Genomic DNA, 13,424 nt, shown 5'->3' with positions numbered 1-13,424 from the left:
CTTGCTGTTGGTTATTGCAGTTTTTCAGCTTTGCAGTAAAACTTGGGCGGTGCTTCTGGAAAGTATTTGAACATAGCCGGACACAGCCAGCCTTCGAGATTTTTCGATTCCCACCGATACCAGTTACCGCCGTATTCTGCTTTCAACCACAGCATTTCTGCTTGATATCCGGGAAATGGATTGGCTGAAAATAAAAGTCGGAAACCTTGAGCGGCATTGGGAATGTCTGCGACAAGCGCGTTAATCATTTCGGGGACGCCCTGAACAAATGGTTCTCGGACAAGTCCGACTCGCTCGTCGTCAAAAACCCAGGTGTACTGTTCGCGATAGGGGTAAATTACCATCATGGCATTGGACATGGTATTTTCCTCTTTTTATTTCGTTTATTTTGTCAGCAAAAATGCAAGTCTTGATACATTATATTCTGTGGCGCGGAACTTGTGCACTATCCGGTTTGACAACCCTGTTTTAACTTAGGATTTTTCACGGGTTATTTACAAATTTTATTCGGTTTGGGCGGATTGGCGAAGTTTAGGGCTATGGGGCTTTATATCTATTTTTTTAGCTTTTTTTTATGTAAAAATTATCACTATTCAAGAGTAATAAAGGTGATTCATTGCAGGATTTTTACTCTTAGGGTGCATATTTGTATAACCATTACTACGTTTATAGTAAGGACAAATAGTCTGTATTCTCCCAAACTATGAGAACCGACACCCTAACTACAAACCTATAACTGTTTGTAGCTGGGTGTGATGTTTATTTTCGGGAAGCTCCAGCTCAAATTCTCGTCAGCTCAACCAGCGCCTTAGCCAAATATTCATACTGGGGAAAAGTATTGTAAAACTGAGCCGAAATCCTCACCAACTGCTTACTAGCATCCGGCCAAGGAATCACCGGAACTTCAATTTTAAAAATCTCCCACAGCGCCTCTTGCAAAGGTGGAATTCCTCCCTTTGCAACCACATCAGAGTGGGAGTCTGCCAGCGGCACAACAGCCATCGAACCCACCATTTCATCAGGACAAGGCAGCTGCAAATCTAATTTCTCCGCCAATATTTTTCTACCCGCCAATGCTAAAGCATGATTCTTTGCCATCAATTCCGGCCAACCGCCGCTCAACAAAGAACCCATAAAATCAATAGCTACAGGAACGCATAAATAGGGGCTAGGATCGACTGTTCCCATCCAGTCAAATTCTAATTGAAAGCGTGATTTATCAGCGCGGGGTGAGTTAGCACCGTGACTGATTGTAGTTGGTCGAATGGCATTTTGCTTGTCGCGCCGCACGTATAAAAAGCCCGCACCTTTCGGCGCGCACAGCCACTTATGGCAATTTCCCGTATAGTAAGCCGCGCCAATTTCATCTAAATTGAGTGCTAGCATCCCCGGCGCGTGAGCTCCGTCTACCAATACATCCACGCCACGGTTAGCTAACTCACCGACTAACTGTTTGATGGGAAAGATTAAACCTGTTTGGCTCACAACGTGGTCTAATAAAGCTAACTTTGTTTTCGGTGAAACGCACTTAATTATTGCTTCAATAATTTGTTCTGGTGACTCAATGGGAAAGGGGACTTCTGCTACTATTACTTTAGCGCCTGTACGCTCGGCTACAAAATTAAGTGTGTTGCGACAAGCGTTGTATTCCTGATTTGTAGTGAGCAATTCGTCGCCCGGAGAAAAACAGAGCGATCGCAAAACAGCATTTACTCCCGTCGTCGCATTCGGCACAAAAGCCAAGTCATCCTCACTCGCACCGATAAATGTGGCTAACTGATTTCTTGCATTATCCAACAATGGTTCAAATTCCCGCAGTAAAAAGCGCAAGGGTTCTCTTTCCAGTTGTTCCCGAAAAATGGTTTGCGCTTCGAGTATGGGAATCGGACAAGCCCCAAAAGAGCCGTGATTAAGGAAAGTTATATCGCGATCAAGCAGCCAATATTGGTTAATCATTAGTAATTAGTAATTAGTAATTAGTAATTAGTAATCAGTCATTAGTCATTAGTCATTAGTCATTAGTCAGTCAACAGTCAACCGTCAACAGTCAACAGTCAACCGTCAACAGTCAACCGTTACTCATTTTACCTTTTAATTGCTCAAACTCTTCTAATGTATTGCAATTGGATAACATTACTGCTTCTTGTTCCCCTACAGGTAGAGGGATTGCGGGGATTTGATTTAACCACACTTGAAAGGAACCTCCCCCTTTGTCAATAAAACTTTGCAAGCTGGGCAGAGATTGTTGGCGGTAGAAGCCGCACAAAGGCTCCCAGCGCGAATTTTGATAAGGCACAACTGCTAAAGTAGATGGGGGAAACTCTGTTAACTGACTCGCCCACTTCTGGATAATCTGGGCATCCAACAAAGGTAAATCGCAAGCTAACAGTAAAATCCACTCGGCGGCTATTTCTTTCAATCCCTGAGTCAATGCAACCAAGGGCCCGGAGCCCGGATTGTAGTCTACCAGAAATTGGGATGTTTCGGTTAAGGTTGATCGATAGCGATCGGGCCAAGCAGTCAGAACATAAACTTCGGGGGTTACAACTGTGGCAACTTCCAACGCCCGCTGCAAGAGGGATTTGCCCTCAATTTCCAGCATAGCTTTATCCCTACCCATCCGCGAACTTTGACCGCCTGCAAGCACAATTACAGCAATTTTATGATTTGTCATTAGTCAGTAGTCAGTAGTCAGTAGTCATTAGTCAGTAGTCAGTAGTCATTAGTCATTAGTCATTAGTTATCGCAAGAATTGCCTGTTTTGAACAGGCAAGATGCCTGTTCCACAATAATTATTGGAGATGTCTAGTAGTCAGTAGTTAACGGGAGCGTGTCACTTTTGCGATGAGTATAAATACTCGTAAACCCCAGCTTGACTTTTTTACTGATGATCAGTATATAGCGTTTCTCAGATAGATGAGGTATGCAACGCCGGCTTGAAAGCCTTGATATTCACGGAATCTCGTGTACTTCATTTTACAATAAATGCTATGATAGGCGATAATTATCATCTCTTCCCACTTGATATATAATCATGACACCCGAACAACAACAGGCAATTAAAACACATCTAGATGCTATTTCTGTCATACTTTATGATGATTCTAATCCTGATTCCTTGCAGACCTTAGAAGATATTGAACTGGCAGTTAGAGACCAAGTTCTGACTCATGTGACACCACATATCGGCTTTTTTTTATCTGCTCAACTACCGGTACAAAAGCCGGAAAAATCAAGACATTAAAAAGCACTTTAGGTAATTTAAGTATCACCCAGAAACAAGCAGATAAACTAGGCATAGGTAGCCGTAGTCGGTTGAGTCCACATTTAGAAAACTGTTGCTTAAGACTGAGTGCCAATGTTTCTTATCAGGATGCAGCTCTTGATATTAAGTATCTAACGGGAATGACTGTTCCGTCTAAAACACAACAGAGATTAGTACATTATCAAGACTTCCACCAGCCCATCGCCACAGCAGATATTGAGGAGCTAAGTGCAGATGGTGGAAAAGTACGACTCAGGAGACCTCAAGGAGAAAAGTCTGAATGGAAAGACTATAAAGCAATTGTGTCGGAAGCTGGTATGGTGGCTAGTTTTAATCAAAATGATATCATCATTAATTGGGCAAATAAACAACCGCTGGCAAAACCTATAACTTGCTTGGGCGATGGACATGATGGAGTGTGGAATATATTTAAGGAAATCAGTTGTGAACAGAACAGAAGAGAAATTCTCGATTGGTACCATCTGAATGAAAATCTTCAAAAAGTAGGTGGTTCACTCAAGCGACTCAAGCAAGCAGAAACATATTTATGGAAAGGGAATATAGAGAGTGCAGCAGCTCTATTTATAAAGCTCAAGAAAAAATCAGCAGTAAATTTTTGCCAATATCTAGAAAAGCACAAACAAAGGATTATCAACTATGAAGTTTTCTCAACGGATGGCATCTGTTCAATTGGTTCAGGAGCGGTAGAATCAGGGATTAAGCAAATAGCCAGACGAATTAAAATATCAGGAGCTAGTTGGAAATCAGAACATGTGGGACAAGTATTAGCTCCGAGTTGTGCTTACTTGAACGGGTTAATTGGAAATCAGGGAAAAGCTGCATAAGTATAATTACTCACTACAAAAGTGACATACTCCCGTAGTTAACGGTCAACTGTCAACTGTCAACTGTCAACTAAAAACACTAACGGCTTGGCTAACTTCCTCAAGTTTTTGCACGACTTGACCGCGACTTAATAAAGTTTCTGCCTCAATCAAACCAGAGTTTATATCCAAACAAACTCCGCAGCGCCACAGATAAAATCCCCCGTTCCAGATAGCGGACTGCATCAATTCCGATGGTTTTCCCAGCAATACTTCCTGCATTTGTTTGAATAACTCTGGGGCTGATTCAAAGGCAGGATTTGTGTTGCTAAAACCGTAATCTCCGTGAGCTAAAAGCACTCGTTCAAACTCAGCTTCCGGCTTAGCAATGCCGATAATCGCAGTACGATCGCGCGGCAAATCGCAGCTTCCCTCCAATCCTTTGACTGTGGTATAATTTTTGATTCCCCGCAGCTCAAAGGCTTTTTGAAACATACCTTCTGTCGGGGGGTGGACGTAACCGGAGATGACGTTAACGTCGCCGGCACAGGGACACCACATCAACTCCATTGTCGAAAAAGGTGGCCGTTTACCAATTTCGCGGCGGTAGGGAACTAAAGCGGCGGCTTGAGGAAAATGCTTGGGAAGGTAAACAAAACCCAAACCCGTATTGTCAAAAACTTGCTGGACTTTTTCTAAACTCAGTTTTCTCCAGTCAACTCCCAAACCGCGCCAAATTTCAATCAGGGGAATACCTTCCTTCGTTGGCATGGTATCTCCCCCGTGCATGAGGGTTGGGACGCCCGACGCGGCTAAAATTAGGGCGGTTAAAGGGCTAATTGGAGCCGTGCGCGATCGCCCGTCGTAAGCAACGCCAAACACGGCGACGGTAGAGACGGAAAACCCTTTTTCTCGGTTTGGGGGGGCAAGAAGGGGCCCCAATTCTTCATAAGCATCGAGCATGCCGGCTAATTCTTCCCCAGTGGGCCGTTTAATGCGGTGGGAAATCATAAAAGCTCCGATTTGAGCCGGTGTTGCTTCCCCCAGCAGCATCATCCGCGTGGCTGCTGCTGCTTCGGAGCGAGTTAAGTTTTCTCCTGTGTGTACTCCGCTGCCAATTTTTCGCAGCAATTCTCTAAATGCGTCACTCATAACTTTTGAAGTTGGTAATTGGTAGTTTGTAGTTAGTAGTTAGTAATTGGTAATTGGTAGTTAGTAATTGGTAATATTTGAATCAGTTTCAATTTAAGATTCCCAAAATTCACTTCAAAATTATCGAATTAACTGCCTGATTTTTCTAGCTTGATTACATCAAAAGGCGGCACAAATTCGCGTACCAGATTCCAGAAATGGGCGATCGGCGGAATTTGCATTCGATCGTGAGTTGTCACCAACACCACTTCGCGAGTCCAAGTCGGATCTGCGGCCAATTGACCGATCGTCGAAACCTTGGAATTTGACCGCTCTTGGGCGATCGACCGAATTGCTAAAGTGCGATCGCCCTTGGCGTCCACCAAAGCTGAATGCGGCAGTAAAGCAATCAACTCTCCCTGTCGCACCACACCCCGAAAAGCATCCAGAGTGTTGAGTTCCAAAACAGCATGAAGTTTAGCACCCATGCGTCCAAATTGTTCTTGCACCATCCGCTGCATTCCGTACCCGTCCTTAAACACCACTTGCGGGTAACAAATCAATTCCGGCCAAGGTACTCGTTCGTACTGGGCCAGGGGATGACCCGCCGCCATCAACACCTCGATCGGCTCATTGTAGAGCACCTCAACCAACATTTCCGGGGCTTGAGTAAAATAGCGGTTGTTCATCACCACCGCTATGTCCACCAAACCATCTTTGAGGACTTTCAGGGCTCGATCGCTACCGAGGGCAGTCACCCGCAATTGCACGTCTGGATAGTCGCGGCAAAACTTTTGCAGCACAGGTGGCAAATAAGCAGCGCAAACCGAGTGAATCGCAGCCACGCAGAGTTCCGGCTGCTTTCCCGCCCGTAAGTCTCCCAATTCTTCAGCAGCATTTTGCCAAGTCTGACAGATTTTGCGAGCGTGAGGTAGCAGGCATTCCCCTCCCACAGTCAGTTTCGCGTGGGCCGTGCGGTGAAACAGCGACAAACCCACTTCCGCTTCTAATCCCTGCACTTGGCGGCTAATAGTCGATTGGGTAACGCCACACTTCCGGGCCGCTTGCTGAAAGCTACCAGTTTCAGCAACTGAAAGAAATGCTTGAAGCTGCTCTAAGCGCATGGATGTTTAATTCGAGATGGTTTCAGAAATTTTACTGGAAGATTATCTGTGACATTAACCGATTTAGTAGCAGAATTTAGTAGACTTTGATACAGGTACAGATTAGTTTTGATTCCGGGGCCATACGCGGGGATGCTTGGCTCTACGAATCAATTTGCTCGGGTAGGATTTCTGAGCGCCCAAATAGAGGTCGATTCTCCCATATTGAAGGGATTTCTGAATCTGCCAAATTATCAAAAGATGGATTTAATAAAGATAAATCCATCTAATTTTCCCAGCTTGTAGCTAAACTGTTTGAATGAAGTGCACAATCATAATCGCTTCATCTATTGTGCTAAATTGCTGGGTTTATTCCTCTGCTTTAGACTTTAAAACTCGCCTTAAATTTCTTACCTCCTTGGGGATTATAGTACCTGAGTATCCCTAAACCTCTCAATAAATGTACGAATATTGCAGGCAGGTTAAAACCTGCTGTGAACTTTCATCCCCGAACTAAAGTCACTCTTGTTTTCTGTTTTTTTGTGTATAAACTAGAAATTAGCGGGTCAGCAACACAAGTGCAACTAGGATCGATCGCACAGGAAAGCCGAAATGCTGCCATTTATTAAGATTATGTCATTTAACCACAATTTTATTCCCCAAGATGGCTGTTGCCAGTGGCAACCCCAGTTGATGGGACTGCACGCGGTCAGCGATGTGTTAATTGCCTTGGCTTATTATTCAATTCCAGCACTTCTGACATACTATGCCCGGAAGCAGCGAGACGTGCCGTTGAGCAAGGGGTTTCTCCTATTGGGAGCCTGGTTTTTCTGCGGCGGGACAACTCACTTGATGCAAGTTTGGATGCTGGTGCATCCCAGCTACTGGCTGTCAAGTTCGATCGCCGTCGTTACCGCTATCATCTCTTTGTGGGCTGTAGCGTCCCTGATACCCTGGGTTCCTCAAGTGTTGGCTTTGGCTGGGGCGGCCTTTTTACCAGGAAATACGGCGCTGGAAACTGAAAAGGTCGATCGACTGCAAGCCGACTCTGCTATTAAAAATTCCGTCCCCTCCCTCACAACCGAACTCCAGCAAATTAACCAGCAATTGCTTGCAGAAATAACGCAGCGCGAGCGAGTCGAGGATCTCCTGCTTGACACTGTAGGCAAGCTGCAAGAAAGCGAAGAACGCTTCCGCGTTTTTCAGGAATTATCTCTAGACGGATTTAACGTATTCCGCAGCATCCGCGACGAATCCACAATTGTGGATTTTGAATGGGAATACGTCAATCCCGCAGCGGCCAAAATGCAACACCGTACTCCTGAAGAATTAACCGGCAAGCGATTGCTGCAAGTGCTGCCAGGCCATAAAGATAGCGGTTTGTTCGACCGTTACGTCCAAGTTGTAGAAACAGGAATTCCCCTTGATACCGAGATTTATTACAACAACGAAGGCATTGTCGGGTGGTTTCGGATTATGACTGTTAAATTGGGCGACGGCATTGCTATTTCTTTTGGCGATATTACTAATCGCAAGCAAGTAGAAGCCTCCCTGCGCGAGGCGCTGCAAAAACTCACTTCTCATTTTGAAAATACGCCCCTAGCGGTGATTGAGTGGGATGAAAATTTTCGTCTCAGCGGGTGGTCGCCGGCGGCCGAGAAGATTTTTGGGTGGGAAAAAATAGAAGTTTTAGGCAAGCATTTTAGCGAATGGAACTTTATTTCTAAGGGCGATTTGTCAGAGGTAGAATCTGCAATTTATAGTTTAAAAAAACCCGAAAATTGCTGCAATGTAGTTCGCAACCGCAATTATAATAAGAGGGGTTCGTTGGTAAACTGCGAGTGGTACAATTCGGCTTTTTACAGCGATTCGGGACAGTTGGTATCGGTGCTGTCTCTGGTTTTGGACGTGACTGAACGCTTTAAGTTTCTGGAAGTGCTGCGACAGTCTGAAGAGCGGTTTAGGATTGCAGCAGAAAGTGCCAGTGATTTGATTTACGAATGGGATATCGAGACCGGGATCGTGCTGTGGTTCGGTCACGTAGACGAACATTTGGAGTACGCAAAAGGCGGATTTCCGAGGACAAGAGCAGCTTGGAACAGTATCTTGCACCCGATCGACCGCGATCGAGTTTTGGCCGCAGTCGATCGGTATTTGAGTGCGCCAGACAGTTCTGCTGCCCCATTTTTTCAGGAATACCGCGTTCAGTGCCAACGGGGTGGCTTGCTCCATTGGATCGATCGGGGCAAAGCAGTGCTTGACAAACAAGGCAATCCCTGCAAATGGATCGGCGTAATTAGCGACATCACCGCTCGCAAAGAAGCCGAAGAACAGCGGAATTGGGCATTGGCGCGGGAACAGGCCGCTCGTCGCCAAGCCGAAGCCAGCGAACAGTTGTACCGCGTCCTCGCTGAAGCCATCCCGCAAATAGTTTGGACTGCCAGACCCGACGGCTGGCTCGACTACTACAACCAGCGCTGGTTTGAATATACTGGCTTGACGCTGGAGGAAACTCAAGGCTGGGGGTGGCAGCCAGTTTTGCATCCAGATGACGTGGAAGATGCTGTAGAAAGCTGGAAGATCTCGGTCGAGACAGGGAAGACTTACGAGGTGGAATACCGCTTTAAACGGGCATCTGACGGAGCTTACCGCTGGCATCTGGGCAGGGCATTGCCCGTGCGGGACGCTGAGGGGAAAATTCTCAAATGGTTCGGGACTTGTACTGATATTGACGATCGCCAGCGATCGGCCCAAACAGCCTATTTTAACGCTCAAGCTTTGGCTTTGCTGTCGTCGGCTTCCCTGGATTACGAGAAGGCGCTGCAAGGTTTGGCAGATTTAACAGTACCGGGGTTGGGGGATTGGTGCTGTGTGCATTTGCTCGATGCCGACGGCTCGATCCGCTTGCAAGCAGTTGCTCACTCAGATCCGAGCAAAGTCGCTCTGCTGTGGCAAATCGATCGGCGTATGCCGCTAGACCCCCAGGGACGGCACGGAGTAGCAAAGGTGCTACGGACTGGTGAGTCGAAGCTCTACCCAGAAATACCGGAATGGGTGATCGAGGCGGTTGTGCCGGACAGGGAACTGCAGTTGGTGCTGCGATCCCAATCCCAGGTGCTGTCGGCAATCTGCGTGCCGCTGATCGCTCGCGGGCGGACGCTGGGAGCGATTTCGTTGCTGTGCGGAGAGTCGGGCCGCCGCTGCGGGCAGGAGGATTTGGTTTTGCTGGAGGATTTGGCGCGGGATGCGGCGGTGGCGATCGACAATGCGCGGCTTTACCGGGAAGCAGCCGAGGCCAACCGGATTAAAGACGAGTTTTTGGGAACGCTTTCTCATGAGTTGCGGACGCCTCTGAACGCCATTTTGGGCTGGGCGCAGATGCTGCGGCAGCGCCAGATGAGTGCCGAAAAAACGGCTGTGGGTTTGGAGACTATTGAGCGAAACGCGCGATTGCAGACTCAGATGATAGAGGATTTGCTGGACGTTTCCCGGATTGTGAGTGGCAAAGTGTGTTTGAAGCTGTTCCCGGTGGATTTGGCGCGGATTGTAGAAACGGCGGTGAAGGCGCTGAGCCCTGATGCTGAAGCTAGGGGCATTGAATTGGTGAGTTTTTGTGGCGAAGGGGTGAGCTTGGTGAGGGGCGATGCTACTCGTTTGCAGCAGGTGGTGTCTAATTTGCTCTCGAATGCTATTAAGTTTACGCCGCCGTCGGGTCGCGTGGAAATAAGGCTTTCGGAGGATGGGGAACCGGGAGCAGCGGGTGGCGCTATCTTGTCTGGGCCGTCTCCGGTTCACTCTGTTTCGATCGTTGTCAGCGATACGGGAATTGGCATCAGCAAGGAGTTTTTGCCCTTTGTGTTCGATCGCTTCCGCCAAGCTGACAGCACTTCTACGCGCAATTACGGCGGGCTGGGACTGGGATTGGCGATCGTCCGCCATCTCGTGGAACTCCACGGCGGCAGTGTCTGGGCCGAAAGTCCTGGGGAAGGACTAGGCTCGACTTTCGGAGTGCGGCTGCCAATTGAGCACAGCTAAAGTTTTGATTTTTCAGTTATCGAGTTCAAAATTCAATATTTAAGTTCTAGGTAAGGTGTTGATGGCGCACCCTATATTTAAATGTTCTCCGCAAATCAGCTCGCTCTTGATTTTATTGCCATTCTTGCAGGGCGCTCGCAATTCCTTGTTTCAATCTTGGTTCGAGATTGTCTTGCTTAACTAAGCTTTCTAATTTCTGCCTAGCCTCGGCAGCACCTAGCTGTTTGAGCGCTGCCATGCAGTGCAGCCTGACGCTGCTGTCTTCGTCGCCCAACATTGAAATTAGAGCATCTAGCCCTCTCATATCTCCTAATTTTCCTAAACCTAAAGCTAACAATTTTTTGCTGACGGCCTCCTGCAGGGCCGGATGATTTGTTTTCAGCAAATCAATCAGAATTTCAGCAGCAGCAGTTTTTAATTCCGGCTTTTCTACTCGCCCTAAAACAGTGACTATCTCTTGACAAACGGTATAATTTATGTTATTAACTTGCGCCATTAATGTGTGATGTAAATATGCTAAAGCCGTTGCAGTTTCCATCCAGCTTAGGGCGCGCACAGTTTCGATTTGCAATTCAACCGGAGTTATTGGCGATCGCAGCAATTCAAATAAAGCAGCCGCTGCAGCATCGGTTTTCACTCGCCCGATCGCGATCGCCGCTTGCTGACAAACTTCTAATCGAATGTCGGAAAGCAAAGGTTTGAGCAAGTTAACTAAATCTAATTCTGCATCTAAATAGGCGCGCGCGCCGAGAGCTCGCACGGCTTCTTTTCTGACTGCTGTCGCCGGATCTTTGAGTGCTGCTACCAGTACCGGCGGGATGCGGGAATCGTGAAAGCTACTCAGGGCCTCGATTGCGGCTGCTCGCACCCCAACTTGAGAGTCTCCGACTACGCTCAACAGCGGTGGGATGGTTTCGGTGCGCCGAATTTGGGCGAGTGCTGCTGTGGCAAACTGTCGCGAGTCTTCTTGGAGTAGGAGAGTTGCGAGGGATTCTATAGCTGTTGGGCCGAAATTCCCTAGGGTTTCGGCGGCGATTTGGCTCAATTCTTCGTCGGAATTTTTGACTAATTCTACTAAAGCTTGAATCACTTCCGGGCGATTCCCTACCGGATAGCTTCGCTTCACGAACTTTCCGAGGATGCGGGCGGCGAACCACCGGGGCTCGGTGTCTGCGTCTTCGTCTTCGAGCACGGCAATTAAAGGTGCGATCGCGCCATTTCCCAGATTTGGCAATACTTTAGCAATTTCCCAGCGGTCTTGAAAATCGCCCCATTTTAAGGCTTCTATTGCTAAACTGACAGCTTGCTCTAAAATGTGTTGTTCCTGCGGCTTGCTACCGTCGGCTGTCACTTGCTGCAAGCATTCGACTAACCCAGGCCAGTTTTGGCGATCGGCAGCGACTTGCGCTTGTTCTAAAAAGTTAGACATGATTTTAATTTAGTGGCGATCGAGAAGCGAGGTTTTTTGCTGCTAGGTCAGAGCGGGAGGGAGCTACTTTTTAGGAATCTTTTGCTACATTTATCCATTTTTTAACATTTTTGTCAATCCATCATAACTGGTAAAATGGAAGTAAAGCATTAATTTCATGCAGTTAAGGCATCAAGCTATACTTTTTGTAATTTAAAATACGCAATATTCCTAATTAAAAATTAACAAATGAAGAAAGCTCTACTTTTAGTAAACCAGCACTCCCGAAAAGGGCAAAAGCTATTATCTCAAGCCACTGTAAAATTAGAAGCACTGGGTTTTGAGTTAATGGTAGAATCTACCGACCACGCCCACGAACTTTCCGACACTATTCGCCGCTACCAAAATCGAGTCGAATTAGTAATAATTGGCGGTGGCGACGGCACTCTCAACGCCGCCATAGAAGGTTTGATAGACACCAAGTTACCCTTGGGTATTTTGCCCATGGGAACGGCTAACGACCTAGCCCGTACTCTGAGAATTCCTACAGATTTATCAGCAGCTTGTCAAGTAATTGCCAGCGATAAAGTTCGGCTAATAGACTTGGGTTGGGTTAACGGCCAACATTTTTTTAATGTGGCGAGTTTGGGACTAAGCGTGCAAATTACCCAGCGGCTGACTAAAAACGTCAAGCAGCGCTGGGGAGTTTTAGCTTATGCTTTTACTGCTTTGCAGACAATTTTGTCAGCGCGACCGTTTCGAGCAGAAATTAAGGTAAAAAACCAATCTTTTAAGGTTAAAACTATTCAAATTGCCATTGGCAACGGCCGCTATTACGGAGGTGGGATGACAGTTGCCGAGGATGCCACCATCGACGACAAGCGACTGGATTTGTACAGTTTGGAAACAAAAAACTGGTGGGAAATCCTGGGTTTGCTGCCGGCTATGAGGCAAGGAAATTATACCAGTTCGCCTAACGTTCGCGCCTTGCACGCTCAAGAATTTGAGGTTAATACTAGCAAACGCCGTCCCATTAATACTGACGGTGAAATCACAACTTACACGCCTGCAAAATTTCGAGTGATTCCCCAAGCTTTAGCAGTTATAGCTCCTTCATAACTCACAACTAATATAATTATGTTGTGGAACAGGCCGGAAAGCCTGTTCATATATAATTATGTTGTGGAACAGGCCGGAAAGCCTGTTCATATATTAGCCACGGGCAAGATGCCCGTGCCACAATTAATTCATGAATCAATAAATTATATTGTGTTGTGGAACAGGCCGGAAAGCCTGTTCATATATTAGCCACGGGCAAGATGCCCGTGCCACAATTAATTAATTAATTAATTCATGAATCAATAAATTATATTGTGTTGTGGAACAGGCCGGAAAGCCTGTTCATATATTAGCCACGGGCAAGATGCCCGTGCCACAATTAATTAATTAATTAATTCATGAATCAATAAATTATATTGTGTTGTGGAACAGGCCGGAAAGCCTGTTCATATATTTGCCACGGGCAAGATGCCCGTGCCACAATTAATTAATTAATTAATTAATTAATTAATTAATTAATTAATGAATCAATAAATTATATTGTGTTGTGGAACAGGCCGGAAAGCCTGTTCATATATTTGCCACGGGCAAGATGCCCG

The 13,424-nt window shown here is 46.5% G+C and carries 9 protein-coding genes; 3 read left to right on the top strand and 6 right to left on the bottom strand.

Going from position 1 to position 13,424, the window contains the following annotated elements; translation table 11 throughout:
* Positions 1–11: 11 nt before the first annotated feature.
* The 3 genes from QUB10_RS05955 to QUB10_RS05945 form a co-directional block, all read right to left on the bottom strand.
* Complete coding sequence (locus QUB10_RS05955) at positions 12–359, bottom strand: DUF6717 family protein (RefSeq protein WP_015175132.1); 348 nt, start codon at positions 357–359, stop codon at positions 12–14.
* 421 nt (positions 360–780) lie between these two features.
* Positions 781–1,956 carry an aminotransferase class V-fold PLP-dependent enzyme gene (locus QUB10_RS05950; protein WP_333200407.1) on the bottom strand — a complete coding sequence of 392 codons (1,176 nt, stop codon included), beginning with the start codon at positions 1,954–1,956 and terminating at the stop codon, positions 781–783.
* A gap of 112 nt (positions 1,957–2,068) precedes the next feature.
* Complete coding sequence (locus QUB10_RS05945) at positions 2,069–2,674, bottom strand: molybdenum cofactor guanylyltransferase (RefSeq protein WP_333157071.1); 606 nt, start codon at positions 2,672–2,674, stop codon at positions 2,069–2,071.
* A gap of 360 nt (positions 2,675–3,034) precedes the next feature.
* Here QUB10_RS05945 and QUB10_RS05940 point away from each other — a divergent pair.
* Positions 3,035–4,110 (top strand): ISKra4 family transposase gene (locus tag QUB10_RS05940; RefSeq protein ID WP_445300791.1). Its coding sequence is split into 2 segments (ribosomal slippage): positions 3,035–3,188 and positions 3,188–4,110, totalling 1,077 coding nucleotides; the frame shifts between segments, so codons are not numbered across the junction.
* A 66-nt stretch (positions 4,111–4,176) separates the two neighbouring features.
* Here QUB10_RS05940 and QUB10_RS05935 read toward each other — a convergent pair.
* Together QUB10_RS05935 and QUB10_RS05930 are read right to left on the bottom strand one after the other, a co-directional pair.
* The gene (locus QUB10_RS05935) at positions 4,177–5,241 is read right to left on the bottom strand and encodes an anthranilate phosphoribosyltransferase family protein (protein ID WP_333200403.1); all 1,065 of its coding nucleotides are present in this window, start codon (positions 5,239–5,241) and stop codon (positions 4,177–4,179) included.
* Between the two features lie 128 nt (positions 5,242–5,369).
* Complete coding sequence (locus QUB10_RS05930) at positions 5,370–6,344, bottom strand: LysR family transcriptional regulator (RefSeq protein WP_333156120.1); 975 nt, start codon at positions 6,342–6,344, stop codon at positions 5,370–5,372.
* 591 nt (positions 6,345–6,935) lie between these two features.
* Here QUB10_RS05930 and QUB10_RS05925 point away from each other — a divergent pair.
* The gene (locus QUB10_RS05925) at positions 6,936–10,358 is read left to right on the top strand and encodes a PAS domain S-box protein (RefSeq protein WP_333200401.1); all 3,423 of its coding nucleotides are present in this window, start codon (positions 6,936–6,938) and stop codon (positions 10,356–10,358) included.
* A 112-nt stretch (positions 10,359–10,470) separates the two neighbouring features.
* Here the strand turns inward: QUB10_RS05925 and QUB10_RS05920 are convergent, their stop codons facing one another.
* On the bottom strand, positions 10,471–11,787 hold the full coding sequence (locus QUB10_RS05920) for a HEAT repeat domain-containing protein (RefSeq protein WP_333200399.1): 1,317 nt from the start codon (positions 11,785–11,787) through the stop codon (positions 10,471–10,473).
* A gap of 228 nt (positions 11,788–12,015) precedes the next feature.
* Here QUB10_RS05920 and QUB10_RS05915 point away from each other — a divergent pair, with 228 nt between their 5' ends.
* On the top strand, positions 12,016–12,885 hold the full coding sequence (locus tag QUB10_RS05915) for a lipid kinase (protein WP_333200397.1): 870 nt from the start codon (positions 12,016–12,018) through the stop codon (positions 12,883–12,885).
* Positions 12,886–13,424: the final 539 nt, after the last annotated feature.

It is taken from the genome of Microcoleus sp. B5-D4 (assembly GCF_036705145.1).
Taxonomy (GTDB): domain Bacteria; phylum Cyanobacteriota; class Cyanobacteriia; order Cyanobacteriales; family Microcoleaceae; genus Microcoleus.
The sequence above is the reverse complement of the archived record's forward strand: the minus strand, read 5'-3'. Positions and strand labels throughout refer to the sequence as shown.

Bases quoted from the DNA above. Each gene is read 5' to 3' on its own strand.
- QUB10_RS05955 (WP_015175132.1), bottom strand. From the start codon at position 359: ATGTCCAATGCCATGATGGTAATTTACCCCTATCGCGAACAGTACACC.
- QUB10_RS05950 (WP_333200407.1), bottom strand. From the start codon at position 1,956: ATGATTAACCAATATTGGCTGCTTGATCGCGATATAACTTTCCTTAAT.
- QUB10_RS05945 (WP_333157071.1), bottom strand. From the start codon at position 2,674: ATGACAAATCATAAAATTGCTGTAATTGTGCTTGCAGGCGGTCAAAGT.
- QUB10_RS05935 (WP_333200403.1), bottom strand. From the start codon at position 5,241: ATGAGTGACGCATTTAGAGAATTGCTGCGAAAAATTGGCAGCGGAGTA.
- QUB10_RS05930 (WP_333156120.1), bottom strand. From the start codon at position 6,344: ATGCGCTTAGAGCAGCTTCAAGCATTTCTTTCAGTTGCTGAAACTGGT.
- QUB10_RS05925 (WP_333200401.1), top strand. From the start codon at position 6,936: ATGCTGCCATTTATTAAGATTATGTCATTTAACCACAATTTTATTCCC.
- QUB10_RS05920 (WP_333200399.1), bottom strand. From the start codon at position 11,787: ATGTCTAACTTTTTAGAACAAGCGCAAGTCGCTGCCGATCGCCAAAAC.
- QUB10_RS05915 (WP_333200397.1), top strand. From the start codon at position 12,016: ATGAAGAAAGCTCTACTTTTAGTAAACCAGCACTCCCGAAAAGGGCAA.